The organism is Vibrio alfacsensis (genome assembly GCF_019670485.1).
Lineage (GTDB): Bacteria > Pseudomonadota > Gammaproteobacteria > Enterobacterales > Vibrionaceae > Vibrio > Vibrio alfacsensis.
Genome location: NZ_AP024166.1, coordinates 64,456 through 84,731 on the forward strand (window position 1 = coordinate 64,456; position 20,276 = coordinate 84,731).

The window sequence follows — 20,276 nt, forward strand, 5'->3', positions numbered from 1 at the left end:
GCTTACTCGGCTAGATTAAATAGTGGTTACTCTTCAGGGTATTCGCCTCGACCTTGATCTTTACCTTCCGCTTTCCAATGCTCGTTTGGATCAAAGGCTTCGTCACAAAGATCAACGGTATACCCCATTTCAGTAACTTCTTTTAGGGTGAGATTATCTGCAATTTTTGCCGTGTCACCCGCTTTGTTACGCAGTTCCATATTCATTCCCTTTGGTCATAATTTCAGATTGTTACCCACACAACCTCAAGAAGATGTTCGGTACTGACTATGCGTTTCGCGTAACGATCACCGATAAACCAAGCTTCTAGAGATTACCTGTTGTAAGTATAGAGTCCTTTGCCTTAGACCGTAAAAATATGACCTTATTTTTTGTATGTGATTCCTGGGTGCGAATATGTGGAGAAATGCTGTCTGAAAAGATAAAAAAAGAGGATTTTTGTGTGCTAGAGAGTACAATCGCGACCCTCATCTTTTTTTGGAGTCGCATGATGACCATCAAACCAGACCGAATGACCGCAATGCGCGATATCATTGCGCAAGTGAAAGCTGAATTACCGATTTATGAGCCGGAGACGTTCGTTTGTGGGCCAGAGGGTAAGTGTATTGGTTGCCCTAAAAAATTGTTGGAAATGGTGGACTCAGAATTGACTTATTGGGAATCGGCTCTGGATCGTGGCATTACTCCTCAGTTTGATGAAATTCGTCGATTTGGAAAAATGTGTACGAATGTACGTCGCGGTTTGATCCGCAATAATGTCCCGTTATTGAACGCGTAACCGATAATTGTTGAGGCATTCGGTGTTTTTTAAACCGTAGGTCCACGGATAGTAATTCGCCTCAACGTTATACATCTTAACATATTGAGATAATTCCAGTTTTTGATACACGTTGTAGTTCATTTCATTGTAATTGCATTGTGACTCTCAATGTCTAATGTCGCTAGTACTTTTCCTATCTTTCCCTATTTATCTTCACAAAATCAAAGATATATTGGTTTCGCGCTACAAAAAAGTGAGCGTTTTTCATCCCTATTAATCTCAAGGTTCTCTGCATAGCTGAATCGCTTGGCTTATCGATGCCGCGATGATTTGAAGATCTTATCGCTGTGAATCTTGCACCTTGAAACCCATTGGGTATGTATATTTGATTGCCTGAGTTGAGATAAAAAAGTGAAGCAAAAAGGATTCACCTTATTGGAAATTTCTATTGTCATTGCAACGCTCGGTTCGATTGCGTTGGCGGCTATGCCGGTTTTACTTGATATTCATCGTCAAGCTTACGCGGCAATGTTGCAAAGCTCCCATTCTTCCTTGAATACCGCACTCAAATTTTTTCAGGCCAGAGTGGTTATTGACGATGCGGAAAATGAACGTCAGATCATTTATATCGATAGGAATGTAAAGCTGCTCAATGGCATGCCTGAAGCGAGTGCCGATAGTATCAGAGCTTTATTGGAGATTGATCTTCCTGTCGCAGGAGGTTCTCAAATAGATGAGCCATGTGAGGGCAGTGATTTTTGCATTATTGGTCAACAATATCCAAATAGTGCCAATTTTATTGATATTCCAGACTATCAGTTTTCCGACTATTCTGGTTTAGACCGCGTCGTTTATGTCTGGCCCCAGGGGTACACGTTAGCCGAAGAAGAGTGTTACTTTTATTACGTTAACCAATCATCTACAGAGTCTGTGGTAAAAGGGAGTGTGACGAGCGGTTGTTAATGATTTGATTGGACTTGTTTCATTGTTTGTTATTTTAACCCGTATAAAACATGCCCAAATGTTGGTTCGGGGCATGTTTTATCAGAAATTTAACGCTATATCAGATGATTAACGTTTTATCAGATACTCAAAGTTAAACCTTTGGACTAAATTTCAGCAATTAACTTTTTAAGCATTCGAAGCATCTCTTTTTGCTCATTAGGAGTGAGAGGGCTCATTAACGATTTATTGACCGCTAAAGGAACAGGTAACAAAGAATCTTTTAATCCTCGCCCTTTGTCGGTTAAATAAATACGAAATGAACGTCGGCTATTGGGATCAGGGTGTCGCTCAACCAATCCCAATTTCTCCAATTTATCTAATGTACGAGTTGTCGTTGAGTTTTCGACTTTTGATTTTTCCGCAATGTCTCGCTGTGTGATTCCTTCTTCTTCCCATAAACACATCATGGTCGGCCAGAGTGCTACGGTGAGGCCGTGCTTCTTTAATTCCGCTTCAAATTGTTTCGATGCATCGTTGGCGACGACATTGATCATCCAACCAAAGCTATCTTGTCTGTCAAACTGTTCGCTCATTCCGGTTCTCTTATGATAAAGCAATTATTGCAATAGTAACCAATGTGCTCGCAACTAGCACCTTTAAGGCACGAATTTGTGGGGCAAAGTAGAGAACGCTATGTGTTTGATCGGTAGATTGTTCATTCTGAATTTGCTTGCCAGTAAGCATCGCTTTTACCAGCGGTTTGCCTTTTAATTTGTAGAACAGAATGGCGCCTAGATGCAGAGCAATCAGCATTGGCAGTAGATTAGCTAAAGAAAGATGTAGCCATTCCATTGCAGAAAAAATGTTATCGTTTAGCCAAATGTCAGCATTGGGCCAAGCATCGAACAGGCCTGCGAGTACCATCCCACTGATGCATTGCAACAGTAATGCCGTTAGAAGTGCTGCGACCATCCATCCACCCGCTGGATTGTGGCCAGCAGTTAATGTTGATTTGCCAAGTAAGTGGGCTACGACGCGTTTCGGAGAACGCAAAAACTGACGAAATAAACTGGTTTCACTACCCACAAAGCCCCATGTTACGCGCCATAGTAAGAGTGTAAATAGCATCAGTCCTAACTGAATATGTGGACCATTTCCACTCAGCCCTGACCCCATAAGAGCAACAAATAACAGAGCTTGAGCCCAGTGGTAAAGGCGGGTTGCTAAGTCCCAAACGTTCATCATTCACCTCGGTTTTTTTGACTACGATGATTTTCTTTATTTTAATTTACACAACAATTGTTGCGCACGCAATCTTTGTTGTGTAAATTAAAGCTTCAAGAGACCTTGAATGAGAAATTGGAGTACCACATGAAAAAAACATTGATTCTGCTATCGCTTTTTCCAACAATATTTTTTCCAACAACACTTTTTGCTCAAGATTTAACCGTGCAGCAAGATTTAAGCTCGTCACAAGATTTAGTTAGTCAGATTGAAGCTCGGCAGAATGCTTTTGAGAAGATTGAAATACTGTCTAAGCAAGCTTCTAATTTGCTGAATGGCAATGAGTCAGACTGGCAAGCTTTAGAGCAAGTTGGGAAAGAGCTCACAAGAAATAGCGCGCAGTTGCACGTGGCTTTTCCTGTTGGTAGCCAAGAGAACAGCAAAGCAAAACAAGAGGTATGGAGTAAGCCTGATAACTTTAACCACCTAATGGTGGAGATGGATAATGGGTTTATTGAGTTGTATCGAGGGGTACAGGCTCAGAATGCACCTGAGGCTGAACAAGGATTGGAAAAGGCACAAGATACATGTCGTAGTTGTCATCGCGCCTATCGTTCTCGTTGGTAGCCGCGCTTTAGTTCCATCTTTTGGCTCATGACCTGCTTGCCATTTGCTAAAGTGACGACGCCTAACTCTCCGCAATGTTTAAAGCTAAATTGTTCATATAGCGCGATAGCGGGGAGGTTGTGCTTGTAAACATTGAGCACAATAGTGTCAAAACCATAATCCCATCCTCGTTGAATAGCGGTGGCGAGAAGTTGTTTACCAAGCCCTTGATTTCGATATTGATGATCGATATGAATGCCAAGAATACCAGTATGGATAAATTCACCCCCCTCATAACCACACATACTGGCCGGAAAAATTTCGACGCTACCAACTAAATATTGTTCGTCAATCGCGACGAACTGGGGAATGGATTCCTTTTTTACACGCGTTAATACCTCGGTCACCTTGCCTCGCTCTGGTGCGGGTGAGCGTAGATATTCACCTTCCTCATACACGCGATCCCAAAGTGCGATAAATTGGTCAATATCTTCTATTTTGATTGGCCTGACTTGCATTTTTCATTCCTGCGCTATGGATGAACGTTATACCTGAACGCCATTACCCGTTCATTTGAAAGTCTTGGTTTAAATAAGCTCGGATAAGCAGTGGATTTGATGAGGTATAGACTGCTCAGGTGCAGTTAAATGTTTAGGGTTGAACCAAATCGTGTTTAACCCAGCCTCCATTGCCGGATAGATATCTTTCTGTGGCAGATCGCCAACCATCGTAAGTTGTGTTGGTTTTACCTTAAGTTGCGCTGCAATCGCTTGATAGAAAGCGGGTTGGTTTTTTTTAACGCCAAGGTTCGCATAACAAAAATAGCCTGCGATAAACGGATCGAGTTCGACACGTTGGAATGCTCTTTGTACATCTTCTAATCGTGAATCGGATGCACTGGTCGCGATATAAATAGAGTGGTTTTGTGACAGCACCGAGAGCATCTCTCTTGCTTTAGGGATGGTTTCTACGTGCTCCCAATTGCACATTTTTCCTTGTGCGTGGGGAAAATCGACCATCAAGGTGTTGCCCCAATCGAAAAGATAAATCATGTTCGAATCTCCTATATCAGAACATCCTATCGTTTTTTATCACGCAGAGCGCATGCTATTGGGATAAATGCGATTCACGTAGCTTTTCGTTACTCCCATAGAGTGATTGGCAGTTTGAAGTAGACTAAAACCACAGTTTTTCATAATCAAGACAGTGGTTGTAATACGCATATGATGTGGATCAATAACCTGTAATACTAAAGAGGTAAATTACGACTATAAATTACTAAATGTGAGCATTTGTTTCTAATTATGTCGATGAAAAAAAGATATGTTGCTCTGCTCGTCGCTGCTGGCGTCGGCTTGGGCTGGTTAACCTTGGGCGGTTCTGCCGCTATTATGCACTACACTTCTGATACGGAGTTTTGTCTCTCCTGCCACTCTATGGAAATCCCTTATAAAGAGTATCAAGGCTCTGTTCACTTCAGTAATGCCAAGGGCATTCGTGCAGAATGTTCAGACTGTCACATTCCGAAAGAGCCAATGGACTATTTGATCACTAAGATCCGCGCGTCGAAAGACATCTATCATGAGTTCGTGACTGGTAAAATTGATACGCCAGAAAAATACGAAGCTCATCGCACCGAACTTGCCGAAATGGTTTGGGAGCAATTCCGTGAGAACGATTCGGCTACGTGTCGTTCTTGTCACGATTTCGATGCAATGGAAGAATTCGAACAATCACGTGATGCCGCGAAGATGCACGCTTATGCGAAAGCGAATGATCAAACGTGTATCGACTGCCACAAAGGTGTTGCGCACTTTGCTCCTGAAGCGGAGCTTGATAGTAAAGCATTTGAAATGCTAATGAGCTTCACGACTAAGACCTCAGCAGACGCAAAAGTTGTGTATCCAGTGACGACGATCAATATGGGTGACTTTGGCACGATTAACCCAACAACGAAATTAGAAGTTGTGAAAGTCGAGGGTGATAACCGTACCGTTAAGTTAAATGCATTCCAAATGAAAGGCGCAGAGCAAGTGCTTTACATGGGTGAAGGTCAACGCGCGATGATTGCAACGCTATCTGAACAAGGTGAACAAGCACTAGAAGCTGGCGAGTTCAAAGCAGATGTGTACGGCAATGAATGGCGTCCTGTTTCTCTAACGGCAACGATTGATTCTCCAGTGGTTGATACGCTAGAGCCAGTCTGGTCATACGCAGAAGAGTTGGACAATGTTTACTGTGCCACTTGTCATGCAAAAATTCCTTCAAATCACTTCACAGTGAACGCATGGGGTCCTGTCGCGAAGAGTATGGGTGATCGCACGGATATTACCGCCGAAAACCTAGAAATTTTGACTAAGTTCTTCCAGCACCACGCGAAAGATGTGGTTGGTCACTAATAGAGAAATAGAAGGATAACATAATGACTAATTTAACTCGTCGTGGATTTCTAAAAGGCACAGGACTAACTGCAGGTGCGTTGGCATTTACTTCATTGACACCTATGAGTGCATTGGCTTCAGATAAACGAGGTGCAGGTGTACTAACGGCTGGTCGTATGGGCCCAATGTTGTGTGAAGTAAAAGACGGTAAGCTGGTTTCAACCAGGAACGCATTGGCACAAACGGTACCAAACAGCCTACAAACAACGGGCCCAGATCAGGTTCATACTAAAGCGCGTGTTAAGTACCCAATGGTACGTAAAGGCTTCTTGGCAAATCCATCGGCACCAGAGGGTGTGCGTGGTAGCGATGAATTTATTCGCGTGTCTTGGGATGAAGTTTACAAGCTGATTCACGAGCAACACATGCGTATTCGTAAAGAGCACGGCGCGGAATCTGTATTCGCAGGCTCTTACGGATGGCGCTCAAGCGGTGTATTACATAAAGCTCAAACACTATTGCAACGTTACATGAGTATGGCTGGCGGTTACTCAGGTCACTTGGGTGACTACTCTACGGGTGCAGCTCAAGTGATCATGCCGCACGTTGTGGGTTCTATCGAAGTTTACGAACAGCAAACGACTTACCCAGTGGTACTTGAACATAGTGATGTTGTTGTGCTTTGGGGCCTTAACCCAATCAACACCCTAAAGATTGCGTGGAGCTCAACAGACTGCGCAGGCCTTGAATTCTTCCATCAGCTTAAGAAGTCTGGCAAAACGGTTATCGCTATCGACCCAATGCGTTCAGAAACCATCGAGTTTTTCGGCGACAACGCACAGTGGATCGCTCCGCACCCTATGACGGATGTAGCGATGATGATGGGTATCGCACATACGTTGGTTAAACAAGGTAAGCATGACAAAGAATTCCTAGCGAAATACACCACTGGCTACGACGTATTCGAAGCTTACCTAATGGGTAAAGAAGACGGCGTTGAGAAATCTGCAGAGTGGGCGTCGAAGATCTGTGGTGTGCCAGTGAAACAGCTTGAATTGCTTGCAGATATCTTTAGCAATAACCGCACAATGCTGATGTCTGGTTGGGGCATGCAGCGTCAACAGTACGGTGAGCAACGCCACTGGATGTTAGTCACTCTAGCGACCATGTTGGGCCAAATCGGTTTACCAGGTGGTGGTTTCGGTTTGTCTTACCACTACTCAAACGGCGGTAACCCAGCTCGCGATGCTGGTGTACTACCGGCAATTTCAGCCTCACTCGGTGGTGGCTCTTCTGCGGGTAACGACTGGGCGGTTTCCGGCTCGGTGAATGCGTTCCCAGTAGCACGCATTGTTGAAGCGTTAGAAAATCCTGGCATGAGTTACCACCACAATGGTCATGATTTAACGTTCCCTGAGATCAAGATGATTTGGTGGGCTGGTGGTGCGAACTTTACTCATCACCAAGACACTAACCGCCTGATTAAAGCGTGGCAAAAACCTGAGCTGATCGTTATCTCTGAACCATACTGGACAGCGGCTGCGAAACACGCAGACATCGTTTTGCCAATCACCACATCGTTCGAACGCAACGACATGACCATGACAGGTGACTACAGTAACCAGCACCTAGTGCCAATGAAGCAAGTGGTTGAGCCTCAAGGTGAAGCTCGTAACGACTTCGATGTGTTTGCGGATATGGCAGAACTACTTGCTCCAGGTGGTCGTGATGTGTACACCGAAGGCAAAACAGAGATGGAATGGCTTTACGGTTTCTACAAAGTAGCACAGCAAGGCGGTCGTGCTCAACGTATAGCAATGCCTAACTTCAGTAAGTTCTGGGAAGATAATCAGTTAATCGAGATGAAGTGGAACGATAAGAACGCTCAGTTTGTTCGTTATGCAGAGTTCCGTGAGAATCCGATCATGAATCCATTAGGTACACCAAGCGGTAAGTTTGAGATCTATTCTCGTACCATCGAGGGCTACCAGTTAGAGGACTGTCCTCCACACCCAACTTGGTTGGAGCCAACTGAATACACAGGTAACGCAACTGACGGTGAGCTACAGTTAATGACGGCGCACTCAGCGCATCGCTTGCACAGCCAGTTCAACTACGCGAAACTTCGTGAAGAGTATGCGATTGCTGATCGTGAACCGATCTCTATTCACCCAGAAGATGCAAAAACGCGTGGTATTAAGACGGGCGATCTTGTCCGAGCATACAATGGTCGTGGCCAAGTTCTGGTGGGGGCATTGGTTACTGATGGTATCAAGCAAGGCTCTGTATGTATCCACGAAGGTGGTTGGCCGGACCTCGATCCGAAAACGGGCATCTGTAAAAACGGTGGCTGTAACGTCCTGACGCTCGATATCCCAACATCCCGCCTTGCGAATGGTTGTGCGGCAAACTCTGCATTGGTTCGCATCGAGAAGTATGAAGGACCAGCGCTAGAACTAACGGCATTCACACCGCCAAAAAACGGATAATCATGGCCTAGAGCCTAGCACTTAAGATACAAAACTAAAGAAGCCAGCAAGTTGCTGGCTTCTTTTTTCTCTATTTTTTAAGACTTTTACTTGGTTGCTAAGGCAACGAAAGGCGCTCTTTTAGTTATTTGAAATCTAGGCAGTAAGGTAAATATCACAGCGACAAACACCACTGAACCAATCAAATCCTCAATTCTGTGCATGCCGAGCCACAAACGGCTGTACGCGACGCCCATTGCCCACACCCACAAAGTTGCAGCAGAAAAATAGCACTGATTCTGCAAAAATAACCCACCAAAGAAAGCTAAACAGATTGAAACGAAAATCGTATGACCAGATGGGAAAGAGTAATCTTTTTCACCTTGCCAGTGGAGCGTGCGCCATTCACTTACTTTTTCTGAAATCTGACCAATAATATCGGCTTGTTGAGAGATTTCTAGTTGATAAAACGTTTCTGGGTTCTCAATCAATTGCTCTGCTGCGAGTAATTCAGTGTAGGGACGCGGACTCTCTGTCATGAGCTTTAAGCCAGTTTTACTTACAAAGCCTATTATCAATAACAGCCCAAGCATGGAGAGTTTTTGTATCCATTCTGTCTTTGTTGGCTTGAAACGATACAGTGACAGAATTAATAGTGTCAGGGAAATCAAAAAGCCTTTGCTACCCGCCGAATCCGTCAACAACGTAATTAAGATGCCGACGCCATCAGAAACGTGAGAAGTAAGATCGTGATAAGAGGCAGTCAGCGAGAGAGGAAAGATACCTGCGACGAAAAAGGTCAACATCATCAATCCGTATTTTTTGGTTTTCATTACGTATTTTGGGGTTTTCATTAAGAGTTACGCAGCAGTAAAAATCAGGTCGCTATCTTACGATAGTCGATGTGAAAAACTCATCAACGCTTTGTCAATTCAACCGAGAAAATTGCCGGAGAGGGAAGAGGCTATATGATGTTGGAATATCAAGGCGTTAATCCATAAACGCCTTGAAATAAACATGATGGAATCTTAGCTCATCAGGCTTAGTAGATATTCCGATGCGGCTTTTGGATCTTTAGCGTGGCAAATCGCTGAAACCAAAGCTAAGCCATGAACACCAGTGGCGCTAAGCTGTGGAATGTTACTTTCGTTAATGCCGCCAATGGCAACAATCGGCATTGAGGTTGTCTCTAATGCCACCTTCAACCCATCAATACCCCAATGTTTTTTGGTGTTAGTTTTGGTCGGCGTCGCGAAGATCGCGCTCAAACCGATGTAATCAATCGAAAGAGAGTCCGCTTCTGCAAGCTGCTCTTCATTTTCGATGGATAAGCCGAGGATTTTGTTTGGTCCAATCAACTCACGAGCAATGATTGCAGGCATGTCTGATTGCCCGAGGTGAACCCCATCAGCATCGACAGCCAGTGCGACATCTACGCGGTCATTGATGATCAAAGGCACATCGGTATCTTTAAGGATGTCTTTGACGGCTTGAGCTCGTTCGATAAACGCACGCACATCACCGTGTTTTTCGCGGACTTGTACCATGGTCACGCCACCTTCCACGGCTTTTTTCACAACACGCTTTAGTGTGGCTAAATCTTGTTGGTCATCGGTGACCAAATATAAACGATAGGCGTTCATTGGGTTTCCTTTAAGCCTCTCATTGAAAGAGGATTGAGAGGCTAGTGTTAAAAGAGATAAAAGCTTATTGCACGAGCAGTTTGAGGCGCTTTGCCAATGTTTCTTCATCCAACTGGTAAAGCTCATCCAACAGGTTCATTTGCAGGCTACCTGGACCACGAGCTTGTTCCGCAGCAATTTCACCAACAACGCCAAGTACCGCTGCTGCTGCGAGACCAGTATCATCACCAACGGCTGCAAATGCACCTGTCAGTGCCGTTAGCGTACAGCCCATTCCGGTTACGTATGGCATCATCTCGTGACCATTGTTTAGCTGCACTGTCTGCTCTTTTGTGACGATGTAATCGGTCTCGCCAGAAATCACCACGTTTGCACCGTACTCTGCGACTAAGAAGTTGGCTGCACCAAGCGCTGCGTCACTGCTGTCTAGCGCATCGACGCCTTTACTTTGTGCTTGCTCGCCAGCAAGAGCAATGATTTCTGAGGCGTTACCACGGATGATGAGTTTGTTTGCAAGGCGTGCGATTTCACGTGATGTCTCGGTACGTAGTGAGCTTGCTCCACAACCGACAGGATCGAGCACAACGATTTTGCCATTGGCATTGGCTTGCTCTACGGCATAACTCATACGCGGTGTCCAAACGCTATCTAGGGTACCGATATTGATAACCAGTGAACCAGCGAACGACATCATCTCTGCCATTTCTTGTTTGGAGTGCGCCATGATTGGGGAAGCACCGATAGCCAATAGGGCGTTTGCCGTGTTGTTCATCACCACGTAGTTAGTGATGTTGACAACCAATGGCTTTTGCTGGCGTACTGCCGTTAATGCTTGGGTGATTTGTTCAATTAACATGAGACTCTCCAATTAATCTTGCTGAGCGTTCAGACCTTGTTGCCAGAATGCCACTTCCATACGCGTTGCAGTTTTGAATACCTGAATCAGGTTTTGACCGCGCTGGCTGTTGATATCGATTTTCGCCAATAACTGATTAAAGTGTTCTGCACCTTTTGCGACACCAGATTGGAACTCTTCACCACCGTAGAGGTTAATCCAACTTGCGTATGGGTTACCTTCGATTACCGTGTTTTCGTCTTCAATCAGCATCTTACCGATTACGGCATAACCGATAGAGCACGGTGCCAGTGCCGCGTATAGATCAACAAGATCGCCCGTCATGCCAGCATCCAATACGTAGCGGGTATAAGCTACTGTCCCGAAATCTTCTGGCTCGTTTTCTAAGTCAAATTCAGTTAATCCCCATTGCTCACAGTAAGTCACGTGGTGGGCGATTTCAGAATCGAGCAATGCATGTACGCTTGGGAGAGCGCGGCGCATATCATCCAAAGTACGCGCTTTGTAGATTGCTAATGCGTAAGCTCGAGCGTACTGTTTTAGGAACAGAAAATCCTGCTTTAGGTAATGCAGAAAACAAGGTTGAGCCAGAGTGCCTTGCGCCAATTGCTGCACGAAAGCATGCTCGGTGTATTCTTGCCAATCTTGGCGGCAAGCGTCGATCAAATCTTGGTATGTCATTATAGGTATCTCGTTATCAATAGACCTTAGGCTTTGAGCCTAAGGTCAGTAGGACTAGTCAAAGTTCGGTACGTAATCTTTTGCTTTTGGCAGTGTTTCGATGATGTTTTGTGAATACATGAATTCGGCATAATCATCGTAGCGTTTCAGATCTACTGCGGATGGACGAAGAGCGAAACGAGTTAGCGTGTCGTTCCAAGCGCGTTGGTTAAGTTCGTTGTTGAGGGTGTCTGGTGAATAAGCCACGAACTCTTTCCACGACGCTTTTGGATGGTTAACAATGTAAGTGGTTGCTTGCTCTAGTGCTTTGTTGAATGCCTTGATGGCTTCTTTGTCGTAGGTTTTTGCATTGGCTACGAAGACCAACTCGTCATACGCTGGCACGCCGTGCTCCTCTGGGAAGAAAGCTTTGGCTTTGTAACCCTCTAGCGCAAGTTGGTTGGTTTCGAAGTTACGTAGACCACCCCAAATCGCATCTACTTTGCCAGATGCGAGAGATGATGACAGCGCCCAACCTATATTGATGATTTGCACGTCAGAAAACTTCACGTTTTCTTGCGCAAGCATGGTGCCGATTGTCGCTTCTTCGTTACCTGCGATCGCAATACCGATCTTCTTACCTTTTAAGCCACCAAGGTTTTCGTTCTTACCGTTATCCAGCACCATCAGCGTGTTGAGTGGCGTAGCAATCAGAGTCGCAGAGCGGATTAATGGCAAGCCAGCCGCGACATCAATTGTCAGGCTTGGTTGGTAAGAAATCGCCATGTCGACTTTACCTGCCGCGACCAACTTAGGTGGTGTGCTTGGGTCTGCGGGCTCTTGAATGTTGACTTTCAAACCTTGCTCTTTGAAGTAACCACGCTCTTTGGCGATCACGATAGGACCATGGTTTGGGTTGACGAACCAATCCAGCATTAGCGTCATCTCTTTTTCGGCACCAAGTACGTTGGTTGATACCACTGAAGCGAGCAGAGCAGCAGCGCTCATAAGTTTGTTTTTATTCACGGGGTTCTTCCTTTTCTTTCCCTATTTACTTTGACTATTTTCTGTAATTACTTGTTTTCCCAAGGGATGGCTTTTTTCAATAATTTATCGGTGATGAAGTAGAGTGCGATTGACAACACGGCGAGGATAAACAGCGCCGCAAACATTTCATCAATGATCATGCGAGCGTTGGCTTGTAACATCAGATAGCCTAAACCCTCACTTGAACCAACCCATTCACCCACCACGGCACCAATTGGTGCAATAACCACGGCGACACGAATCCCGGATGCCAGTGTAGGTAGAGCGGCAGGCAACTGGATATGGCGCAGCAATTGCCATTTCGACGCTCCCATAGTTTTAGCAAGATCGAGATAACCGGTTGGTGTATTCCGAAGACCGTCATAACAACATGTCGTGACGGGGAAAAAGATGATGATCGCCGCCATCACCACTTTTGATGCGATGCCATAACCTAGCCAAAGCATGAGCACAGGCGCGATCGCAAATACCGGTATTGCTTGGCTGGCAATCAGAATGGGCAGGAGCCAACGTTTGAGCGGTTCGAACATCAGCATTTGTAATGCGAAGAACAAGCCCATTGATAATCCAAGCACCAGACCAAACAAGATCTCTTGAGCCGTAACCCAAGTATGTTTGAGCAATACGTCATAACGAGTCACTAATCTGTCCAGAACTTCAATTGGCGAGGGTAAGATGAAACTTGGCATGTCGAATACGACAACAGCCAGTTGCCACAAGCCCAAGATGACCGTCGTGCTGATTACCAAGCGAAGTGCCGGATGAGTCACTCGCTCCTTTTTATCTATTTTCGTTGAAATGGAGTTGTACTGAGTCATGTCACTCATAGTCTTTCTCCAATTGATCCAATATGGCTTGTTGTAATGCAGCACATTCACCGTCGAGCACTCTCGGTGGCTTTGAGTTTGGAACAACAAGGTGAAGAGCTTGCGCAGGCGTACCCTGCAATACATAGAGTTGGTGAGCTAGTCGCACCGCTTCTTGGGGATCATGAGTGATCAATACCACGGTCTTATCTTTTAGTAATTCGGCAGATAAGGTTTGCAGTTTATGACGAGTCACGGCATCGAGCGCCGAGAAAGGTTCATCCATGAGAACTAAGGGCTTGTCTTGCATGAGAGTTCGGGCGAGAGCGACACGCTGTCTCATGCCGCCAGACAGTTGATCGGGTTTGGTGTTTGCGTATTCTGTCAATCCAACTTGTTTTAATAAGGTCAGCGCACGTTGCTTGTTTTGTTCGGACCCATGAGGCCTTGTTGAATGAGAAAATCGTGAACTTAGGCAGACGTTGTCTAACACGTTCAACCATGGCAGTAACAGGTCTTGCTGCGCCATGTAGGCAATGCGATCGCGCAAGGCGATGCCATCCGTGGTGGTCAGCTCTCCATACCAATCAACCTTGTCATCCAGCAGACCCGCGAGATAGCGCAGGATCGTCGTTTTACCACAACCACTGCGACCAAGTAAGACTGTCCATTTGTTCGCAGGGATGTTCATGCTCAACCTTGCTAGCGTGGGGGTCAGGCTGTCTTTGTATTGTAGGCCAGCGTCCGAAAGTTGAAGGCCCAGAGTTCTAACGCGCATTATTGTTTTTGCCAAAGTTTGGACCAGCAAAGAAATGATGCACAGGGCCGTGACCTTGACCGACATCTAACTCATCGGCATGAGCAATAGCTTGGGTGATGTATTCTTTACCCAAATGTACGGCTCTATTTAGACTGTTCTCTTGGCCAAGGTAAGAGGCGATAGCGGATGAAAGCGTGCAGCCAGTACCGTGTGTGTTTTTGGTTGGGAATCGTTTCGCACTGATGAGTTCAGCACTGTCTTGCAGGATCAAGAGATCGTTACTGTTTTCATCTTTTTCTAAATGCCCGCCTTTTAACAGTACCGCTTTTGCACCGAGAGCGCGTAAGTCGGCAATCATGTCATTCATCTCAGACTCTGATTGAGGAACCGCCTTACCCGTAAGCGCTGCACCCTCTGGTAAATTTGGAGTAATGATGTCAGCGAGCGGAATCAGTGCTTCTTTCAATGTGCTGATGGCAGACTGTTCCAATAACAAATCGCCGCTGGTGGCGACCATTACAGGATCAATGACAAGGTGCTTGGGCTGATACTGCTTAATCTTGTTGGCAACAACTTTAATGATGCTCGAATCCGCCAGCATGCCAACTTTAACTGCGACAATGTTGAGGTCGGTAAAAACGGAATCGAGCTGGCTTTCAACATGCTCTAAAGGTATCGGGAAAATAGCGGAAACACCCTGCGTATTTTGCGAGGTAATAGCAGTAATCACCGAACAGGCAAAGCTTCCGGTTGCGGATATGGCTTTGATGTCTGCTTGAATGCCTGCGCCGCCGCCACTGTCCGACCCTGCGATCGTCAATACAATCGGGGTGGTTGACGATACTGTCGTTTGTGTTTTCGACTCTGCTGATGGTTGTTCTTGGTTTGATTGCTGCGCCATGGTCGCTCCTATTAAAAGACGTATAGGAACTGACTTTGGCTATCGCAAGGGAAGATCGGTGATCGGATCCGTTGAGGCTAGCTAAACTGATGGATGTTCAAGATCGGCTAGTGGCAAAGTAATGATAGTTCCCTACGTCAGTACTAACTGAATCAGGTTCAACGGGTCTCTATTTCGATCTCAGCCAACACAATTACTGCATTGGCTCCCCGACTATTTCGCTAGGATAATAGCAGTTCACGAATAGTAGATGTACGGATTTTTTCGTTTGAATCAAACAATCGATAAATTTTGAGAAGTCCAACTCTGTTTGATATCGGTATTGAGTATTTTTATCTCTGTTAATTAAAAATTGACTGGAAAGTTCTTGGAACAAATGATGTTTTGCATTGAAAGTGGTAGAGAAAGACTCCATTTATCATTGATAGTTCGACATAATACGTAACGAATCGTTGTTTGATTTAGCAAGGATTAGCATAAAACAAGGTTAAAAAAGTGTTAACATTTAACGCGTTGCCAATATGCTTTTGAGTCATCCAATTTAGGTTGTGACTGTTATAAACAGAGTCTAACTCAGAGGTGGGGAAGGCTAGGACGATCAACGAGCAAGGAGATTTCATGCTTAATTCTGTAACAGCGAAAGCGGTGATCGATCATGCCCTCTTTTTAGGGGCTGATTTCGCTGAGCTATTCGTTGAACACCATCAAACCAACACTGTCCAGATCGCATCTGGTGAGGTGGACAAGGTGAACTCGGGTATCGATTTTGGTATCGGTATTCGTCTCTTCTTCGGTCATAAAGTGCTTTACGGTTACACCAACAGCACCGATGAAGCCGAGCTTAAACGCGTAACCTCACTGCTTGCAGCAAAAGACAAGCGTGAGCAAATCGTGTCAGCAGGTTCTCTCAATCTGAACCGCTACCCAATTCAACATGGTTGTCGTATGCCACTTGGCAAAGACGCTAACCTAGATTCTAAAATTGCTTTCTTATTGCAAGTTGACCAAGCCGCACGCGCAGAGAGTGAACATATCAGCCAGTTCATTGGCAGCGTGCTTCAGCGCGAACAGCAAGTGTCTATCTTCAACTCAGAAGGTCTACACGTTGATGATACTCGCCACTACATCCGAGTTGCTGGTAACACTGTCGCGCAAAAAGGTAATGAGCAGTCTTCTGGTATGGAAGGTCCTGGCGCTCTTGCTGGTTGGGAGTTCAGTGAACAGCTGGATGCGAAAGAGCTAGGTCAAACTATCGCGCAGCAAGCGTTAGTAAAACTTGGTGCGGATGCGTGTCCATCGGGTGAAATGCCAGTGGTAATTGGTAACGGTTTTGGCGGTGTTATCTTCCATGAAGCGTGTGGTCACTTGCTAGAAACCACTTCGGTTGCGAAGAAAGCATCAGTCTTCCACGACAAGATGGGCGAAATGGTTGCTCACACCGCAGTGAATGCAGTCGATGATGGCACCATGACCAACGAATGGGGCTCGATTCACATTGATGATGAAGGCATGAAGACTCAGCGCACTCAATTGATCAAAGACGGTAAGCTAACCAGCTTCATGGTCGATAAAATGGGTGGCATGAAGACAGGTTATGAGCCTACGGGTTCTGGTCGTCGTCAAAACTACAAGTTCGCACCAACATCGCGCATGCGTAACACCTTTATCGAAGAGGGCGAGCATGCACTTGATGACATGCTGGCAGGCATCGAACGTGGTATCTATGCGAAGAAGATGGGCGGTGGCTCGGTTCAACCGGGTACGGGTGAGTTTAACTTTGCTGTTCGTGAAGCTTATCTCATTGAAAATGGCAAAATCACCAAGCCTCTGAAAACAGCAACGCTGATCAGCACGGGTCCAAAAGTGTTGAAAGAAATCAGCATGGTCGGCAAAGACATGGCGCTTGCGCCGGGCATGTGTGGTTCAGTAAGTGGTTCAGTACCAACAACAGTCGGTCAGCCAACGCTGAAAGTCGATAACATTCTGGTAGGAGGCGGTAACTAATGAGCCAAGAACAACAACTTCTTACTGCGGTTGATTACGTCCTATCAGAAGCAAAACGCCAAGGGGCAGAAGCGGACGTCATTGTAAACCGCAACAGCAGCTTTTCTTTGAAAGCGAACCAAGGAAAGCTGGATGAGTACAAAGTAAGCTCAAGCCAAGTTCTGGGTGTTCGTGTTGTGAAAGATGCGCGCGTTGCAACGAGCTATTCTGAGTCGTTAGAGCAACCAAGCTTAGATTTGATGCTGACCAATGCACTGCAAAGCGCTCGCTTTTCCAAGCAAGATGAACATCAGGCCATTAGCTGTGTGAACAGCCAAATCACGACCGATGTTGCTGAGATTGCACAAGAGGATACCACCTCGGTTGACGAAAAGATCGAACTGTCTCTCGCTCTTGAGCAAGGCGTAGTCGCTCTGCCTCACGCTTCTAGCGCACCTTACAATGGTTATAGTGATAGCGAAACGCAATTAATCATCGCCAATACACAAGGCTCGTTGTGCCAACACTTCGAACGCTCGTTTACTTGTTACGCGTATACCTTGTTTGAAAAAGACGGCAAACAGTCGATGGCGGGTAGAATGTCACTGGGTCGCCATTTTGATGAGTTGAACCCAGCTTACTGTATCGAAAGTGGTTACAACCTTGCTCGTGATCTTCTTGAAGGCGCTCCGGTTACGACGGGTAACTATCCTGCTATTTTTCACATCAATGCGCTAGCAAGTTTATTCGGTGCTTTCGGCAGTGCTTTCTCTGGTGTAAGCGCGATGAAAGGTATTACGCCACTGGGTGACAAGCTTGGTCAACGTGTTGCGAGTGATTTGATTACCTTTACCGATACGGCTTACATGCCAAATGGTATGGCGATCGCAAGTTTTGATAGTGAAGGCTTCGCGACTCAAAACAATGTCATGATTGCTAATGGTGAGTTGAAAACCTTGCTACACAACAGCCAGACCGCAAGTTACTTGGGCGCAGTCTCGACAGCAAGTGCTGCGCGTGGTGCAAAATCGAGCTTAGACGTGTCAGCGAATCACAAAGTGATTGCGACAGGCAACAGCAGTGCGTCAGAAGTAAAAGCGGGTGAGTACCTAGAGTTAGTCGAACTTCAAGGTGTCCATTCTGGGGCGGATGCAGTGAGTGGTGATTTCTCGTTTGGTGCGAGTGGCTTCTTGTGTCGTGATGGTAAGCGCATTCAACCAGTACGTGGTATCACGGTAGCGGGTAACTTCTACAAGTTGCTGCAAGAAGTTGAGGCAGTAGGTGATACTCAGCTAATTAACGATAGCCGCACTTTCTTCTCGCCAGACGTTCGTTTTGCTCGTTTGAGCATTGGTGGTAAGTAAACTTAGCATTCCTATAGAAACAAAAAGAGGACTCATTGCAGTCCTCTTTCTTTTATCAACTCACGAAAATTAAAATTCGCGAATGTCCAACTCATTGTGGATTAAAACCACACACTGAGAAGCGAAAAGCATCTTAGGACCTAAGCTGATCTTCTCTGTGCCAAGGCGCTTCAAGCTGTTAAAAGACTTCTTCGGCATCGGAATATGGTCAGTTAGCAAGAAACATGGGTTTCCACCGATTTCAGCATCACGAACAAATTCACCTTTTTTATCCAACATATATAGCTGGTGGTCTTCTGCGAGTTCTTGCACTAGTCGTTCGAAACTCACTGTGCGAACGGTAATACCAGGTTCGACTTCACGAAGCTGCTCTTTACCCATGCCCACTGATGCGTCCAAAGCGCGAGCCACTGCTGCAATTAGCGTTGACTCATGGAAGCCGCCAATGTTGGTGATGTCGTTGGAGCGAATAGTGATGGTACGGGAGAAATCTTTTGTGCTTTCTAAAACCAAATGCACAACAACATCTTCACGGTGCGATTGAGCAACAAACATAGTGTTCATCATGGTATGAGCAAGAATCTCTGTATGCGCTTCATTACCAACACCTTCTAACAGTGCCTTGCTGGTGGTGGGTGCAGCGCGAGCTCGTAAAACAAAAGAGCGCATAAATTTAGCCTCTATATAGAAAGAGTGAATGCGCGGAGTATATACCTAAGTAAGCGCAATATGCTAGGACCAGAGGTAGCGTTGATTTTGTGGTTAGATAATCATTGGAATCCAATACACCGAAGCCTATCGCAATAGAGAAAGGGCAGGCTGTGAGCTTAATAGTAAATGTGAACTTATTTACAAAGCTTCGATTGTTGTGCTGAGTGTGCTCGTTAGAATAGAAGTAATCTATTTAGGAGCGGTATATGGAAATTAGAAAAATAAACAAACAAGTTTATAGAAAGAAAGTGAATCTCGTCATTGGCGGCTTTGTAGCACTGCTTGCGATATCCTCCCTTGCATTTAGCACAGTGTTGATCGTTTTATTTGGAAATACAGACATCGTTCCTGAGCAATCAACGGGAAACTTTCACTGGAACTTGATTGGTGTGGTTCTCGCGTTCGCAACGTCACTCTCTTTACTGAATCAATTTAAAACTCGGTCATACATGGAGGAAGTGTTGTATGTCTGGAAACTCAAGCAGCTGCACAACAAGATCTTCCGCAAACTGAAAAGCATTAAAGCCGCTTCTGCTGAGCATGATGTAAAAGCGCTGACGGTACTTAAGTTCTACTATACGACTCAAAGTCAGGTGTTTGAGTTAGACAACAACACATTGACGATGAGCAGTGTAAATAAAGAATTAGAGGCTATTGAGAAAATCGAAGCGGCACAATCACTGGATCTTGATATCACAAGCTTTGAAGAGTCTTGGATAGATACATATTGATTGCCTATTTGCTACTTGAAGTTAACAACCAAGTGCTAAAAACAAGCGTTTGAGTAAGATTTCATCACTTAACGCTTTTTTTTAAGTTTTTTTTCTAAAAAAGGGTTGCCAAGAAAAATTATCTCCCTATAATGCGCCTCCGTTGTCAGGGCAAAGCGGAAACGCAAAAGCAGTTGGCAATGAGGCGAAAGAAAAGCTTCTAAAAATTAATTTAAAAAAGTGTTTGACACTAAGAATTAATTCCTTAGAATACGCCTCCGCTTCGATAGTAAAGCTTACGAAGCAAGCTCTTTAACAATATAGACCTATCAATCTGTGTGGGCACTCGTTGATGATAATCCAAATTAGAAGCTTCGGCTTCAAATTAGATTTCAATGAAACGAAGTGACCATTGAATCGAAAGATTCAGCACAGTCAATTCAAACATTAC

The 20,276-nt window shown here is 45.3% G+C and carries 21 protein-coding genes, 1 pseudogene and 1 riboswitch; of the genes and pseudogenes, 8 read left to right on the forward strand and 14 right to left on the reverse strand.

The window, feature by feature from the left end:
• Positions 1–26: 26 nt before the first annotated feature.
• Positions 27–200: a hypothetical protein gene (locus VA249_RS14965; RefSeq protein WP_128812475.1), complete on the reverse strand. Its 174-nt coding sequence runs from the start codon at positions 198–200 to the stop codon at positions 27–29.
• Between the two features lie 290 nt (positions 201–490).
• Here VA249_RS14965 and VA249_RS14970 point away from each other — a divergent pair, with 290 nt between their 5' ends.
• Both VA249_RS14970 and VA249_RS14975 read left to right on the forward strand, forming a co-directional pair.
• Positions 491–778, forward strand: coding sequence for a hypothetical protein (locus VA249_RS14970; protein ID WP_128813489.1), 288 nt, complete (start codon positions 491–493; stop codon positions 776–778).
• A gap of 393 nt (positions 779–1,171) precedes the next feature.
• On the forward strand, positions 1,172–1,723 hold the full coding sequence (locus VA249_RS14975; RefSeq protein WP_221071225.1) for a type II secretion system protein: 552 nt from the start codon (positions 1,172–1,174) through the stop codon (positions 1,721–1,723).
• Positions 1,724–1,869: 146 nt separating this feature from the next.
• On the opposite strand, the gene VA249_RS14980 is transcribed toward VA249_RS14975, so the two are convergent.
• Entirely contained in the window at positions 1,870–2,298 is a 429-nt protein-coding gene (locus VA249_RS14980; protein WP_221071226.1) for a MarR family winged helix-turn-helix transcriptional regulator, read from the reverse strand.
• A gap of 10 nt (positions 2,299–2,308) precedes the next feature.
• The gene (locus VA249_RS14985; protein WP_221072177.1) at positions 2,309–2,947 is read right to left on the reverse strand and encodes a cytochrome b/b6 domain-containing protein; all 639 of its coding nucleotides are present in this window, start codon (positions 2,945–2,947) and stop codon (positions 2,309–2,311) included.
• Between the two features lie 129 nt (positions 2,948–3,076).
• Between VA249_RS14985 and VA249_RS14990 the strand changes: the two genes are divergently transcribed.
• A complete protein-coding gene (locus VA249_RS14990) occupies positions 3,077–3,556 on the forward strand; it encodes a c-type cytochrome (protein ID WP_221071227.1) in 480 nt (159 codons plus the stop codon).
• Here VA249_RS14990 and VA249_RS14995 read toward each other — a convergent pair.
• Complete coding sequence (locus VA249_RS14995; RefSeq protein ID WP_221071228.1) at positions 3,538–4,053, reverse strand: GNAT family N-acetyltransferase; 516 nt, start codon at positions 4,051–4,053, stop codon at positions 3,538–3,540. The two genes, VA249_RS14990 and VA249_RS14995, sit on opposite strands and share 19 nt — an antisense overlap.
• A 69-nt stretch (positions 4,054–4,122) precedes the next feature.
• Positions 4,123–4,587 carry an HAD family hydrolase gene (locus VA249_RS15000; protein ID WP_221071229.1) on the reverse strand — a complete coding sequence of 155 codons (465 nt, stop codon included), beginning with the start codon at positions 4,585–4,587 and terminating at the stop codon, positions 4,123–4,125.
• A gap of 252 nt (positions 4,588–4,839) precedes the next feature.
• On the opposite strand from VA249_RS15000, the gene VA249_RS15005 reads away from it, so the two are divergent.
• Positions 4,840–5,934: a NapC/NirT family cytochrome c gene (locus tag VA249_RS15005; RefSeq protein WP_221071230.1), complete on the forward strand. Its 1,095-nt coding sequence runs from the start codon at positions 4,840–4,842 to the stop codon at positions 5,932–5,934.
• A 23-nt stretch (positions 5,935–5,957) separates the two neighbouring features.
• Positions 5,958–8,405 carry a molybdopterin guanine dinucleotide-containing S/N-oxide reductase gene (locus VA249_RS15010; RefSeq protein WP_221071231.1) on the forward strand — a complete coding sequence of 816 codons (2,448 nt, stop codon included), beginning with the start codon at positions 5,958–5,960 and terminating at the stop codon, positions 8,403–8,405.
• Positions 8,406–8,491: 86 nt separating this feature from the next.
• On the opposite strand, the gene VA249_RS15015 is transcribed toward VA249_RS15010, so the two are convergent.
• The 8 genes and pseudogenes from VA249_RS15015 to thiD form a co-directional block, all read right to left on the reverse strand.
• The gene (locus VA249_RS15015; RefSeq protein WP_221071233.1) at positions 8,492–9,217 is read right to left on the reverse strand and encodes a phosphatase PAP2 family protein; all 726 of its coding nucleotides are present in this window, start codon (positions 9,215–9,217) and stop codon (positions 8,492–8,494) included.
• Positions 9,218–9,412: 195 nt separating this feature from the next.
• Entirely contained in the window at positions 9,413–10,027 is a 615-nt protein-coding gene (thiE, locus tag VA249_RS15020; protein WP_221071235.1) for a thiamine phosphate synthase, read from the reverse strand.
• Positions 10,028–10,091: 64 nt separating this feature from the next.
• Positions 10,092–10,883: a hydroxyethylthiazole kinase gene (gene thiM, locus VA249_RS15025; RefSeq protein WP_221071237.1), complete on the reverse strand. Its 792-nt coding sequence runs from the start codon at positions 10,881–10,883 to the stop codon at positions 10,092–10,094.
• 12 nt (positions 10,884–10,895) lie between these two features.
• Positions 10,896–11,564, reverse strand: a complete 669-nt coding sequence (gene tenA / locus VA249_RS15030; protein ID WP_221071239.1) for a thiaminase II — start codon at positions 11,562–11,564, stop codon at positions 10,896–10,898.
• A gap of 54 nt (positions 11,565–11,618) precedes the next feature.
• Positions 11,619–12,569 (reverse strand): ABC transporter substrate-binding protein, encoded by a 951-nt coding sequence (locus VA249_RS15035; protein WP_221071241.1) that lies wholly within the window; start codon positions 12,567–12,569, stop codon positions 11,619–11,621.
• Positions 12,570–12,616: 47 nt separating this feature from the next.
• Positions 12,617–13,351: pseudogene (locus tag VA249_RS15040) on the reverse strand (ABC transporter permease); the annotation flags it as partial.
• Positions 13,352–13,409: 58 nt separating this feature from the next.
• Positions 13,410–14,174, reverse strand: coding sequence for an ABC transporter ATP-binding protein (locus tag VA249_RS15045; protein ID WP_221071245.1), 765 nt, complete (start codon positions 14,172–14,174; stop codon positions 13,410–13,412).
• A complete protein-coding gene (gene thiD, locus VA249_RS15050; RefSeq protein ID WP_221071247.1) occupies positions 14,164–15,057 on the reverse strand; it encodes a bifunctional hydroxymethylpyrimidine kinase/phosphomethylpyrimidine kinase in 894 nt (297 codons plus the stop codon). The genes VA249_RS15045 and thiD overlap by 11 nt, the downstream gene beginning before the upstream one ends.
• Before the next feature lie 112 nt (positions 15,058–15,169).
• Positions 15,170–15,279, reverse strand: a riboswitch (TPP riboswitch).
• Between the two features lie 396 nt (positions 15,280–15,675).
• On the opposite strand from thiD, the gene VA249_RS15055 reads away from it, so the two are divergent.
• Positions 15,676–17,061 carry a TldD/PmbA family protein gene (locus VA249_RS15055; RefSeq protein WP_221071250.1) on the forward strand — a complete coding sequence of 462 codons (1,386 nt, stop codon included), beginning with the start codon at positions 15,676–15,678 and terminating at the stop codon, positions 17,059–17,061.
• Positions 17,061–18,404: a TldD/PmbA family protein gene (locus tag VA249_RS15060; protein WP_221071261.1), complete on the forward strand. Its 1,344-nt coding sequence runs from the start codon at positions 17,061–17,063 to the stop codon at positions 18,402–18,404. Before VA249_RS15055 ends, VA249_RS15060 begins: the two co-directional genes overlap by 1 nt.
• A 69-nt stretch (positions 18,405–18,473) precedes the next feature.
• Here VA249_RS15060 and trmY read toward each other — a convergent pair whose 3' ends face one another.
• Complete coding sequence (gene trmY / locus VA249_RS15065) at positions 18,474–19,073, reverse strand: tRNA (pseudouridine(54)-N(1))-methyltransferase TrmY (RefSeq protein ID WP_005374282.1); 600 nt, start codon at positions 19,071–19,073, stop codon at positions 18,474–18,476.
• Between the two features lie 248 nt (positions 19,074–19,321).
• Here trmY and VA249_RS15070 point away from each other — a divergent pair, with 248 nt between their 5' ends.
• Positions 19,322–19,846 (forward strand): DUF3087 domain-containing protein, encoded by a 525-nt coding sequence (locus tag VA249_RS15070; RefSeq protein ID WP_221071263.1) that lies wholly within the window; start codon positions 19,322–19,324, stop codon positions 19,844–19,846.
• The last annotated feature ends 430 nt before the right edge of the window (positions 19,847–20,276 follow it).

Coding starts and splice junctions, on each gene's coding strand:
- VA249_RS14965 (WP_128812475.1), bottom strand. CDS start 200: ATGGAACTGCGTAACAAAGCGGGTGACACGGCAAAAATTGCAGATAAT.
- VA249_RS14970 (WP_128813489.1), top strand. CDS start 491: ATGACCATCAAACCAGACCGAATGACCGCAATGCGCGATATCATTGCG.
- VA249_RS14980 (WP_221071226.1), bottom strand. CDS start 2,298: ATGAGCGAACAGTTTGACAGACAAGATAGCTTTGGTTGGATGATCAAT.
- VA249_RS14985 (WP_221072177.1), bottom strand. CDS start 2,947: ATGAACGTTTGGGACTTAGCAACCCGCCTTTACCACTGGGCTCAAGCT.
- VA249_RS14990 (WP_221071227.1), top strand. CDS start 3,077: ATGAAAAAAACATTGATTCTGCTATCGCTTTTTCCAACAATATTTTTT.
- VA249_RS14995 (WP_221071228.1), bottom strand. CDS start 4,053: ATGCAAGTCAGGCCAATCAAAATAGAAGATATTGACCAATTTATCGCA.
- VA249_RS15000 (WP_221071229.1), bottom strand. CDS start 4,587: ATGATTTATCTTTTCGATTGGGGCAACACCTTGATGGTCGATTTTCCC.
- VA249_RS15005 (WP_221071230.1), top strand. CDS start 4,840: ATGTCGATGAAAAAAAGATATGTTGCTCTGCTCGTCGCTGCTGGCGTC.
- VA249_RS15010 (WP_221071231.1), top strand. CDS start 5,958: ATGACTAATTTAACTCGTCGTGGATTTCTAAAAGGCACAGGACTAACT.
- VA249_RS15015 (WP_221071233.1), bottom strand. CDS start 9,217: ATGAAAACCAAAAAATACGGATTGATGATGTTGACCTTTTTCGTCGCA.
- thiE (WP_221071235.1), bottom strand. CDS start 10,027: ATGAACGCCTATCGTTTATATTTGGTCACCGATGACCAACAAGATTTA.
- thiM (WP_221071237.1), bottom strand. CDS start 10,883: ATGTTAATTGAACAAATCACCCAAGCATTAACGGCAGTACGCCAGCAA.
- tenA (WP_221071239.1), bottom strand. CDS start 11,564: ATGACATACCAAGATTTGATCGACGCTTGCCGCCAAGATTGGCAAGAA.
- VA249_RS15045 (WP_221071245.1), bottom strand. CDS start 14,174: ATGCGCGTTAGAACTCTGGGCCTTCAACTTTCGGACGCTGGCCTACAA.
- thiD (WP_221071247.1), bottom strand. CDS start 15,057: ATGGCGCAGCAATCAAACCAAGAACAACCATCAGCAGAGTCGAAAACA.
- VA249_RS15055 (WP_221071250.1), top strand. CDS start 15,676: ATGCTTAATTCTGTAACAGCGAAAGCGGTGATCGATCATGCCCTCTTT.
- VA249_RS15060 (WP_221071261.1), top strand. CDS start 17,061: ATGAGCCAAGAACAACAACTTCTTACTGCGGTTGATTACGTCCTATCA.
- trmY (WP_005374282.1), bottom strand. CDS start 19,073: ATGCGCTCTTTTGTTTTACGAGCTCGCGCTGCACCCACCACCAGCAAG.
- VA249_RS15070 (WP_221071263.1), top strand. CDS start 19,322: ATGGAAATTAGAAAAATAAACAAACAAGTTTATAGAAAGAAAGTGAAT.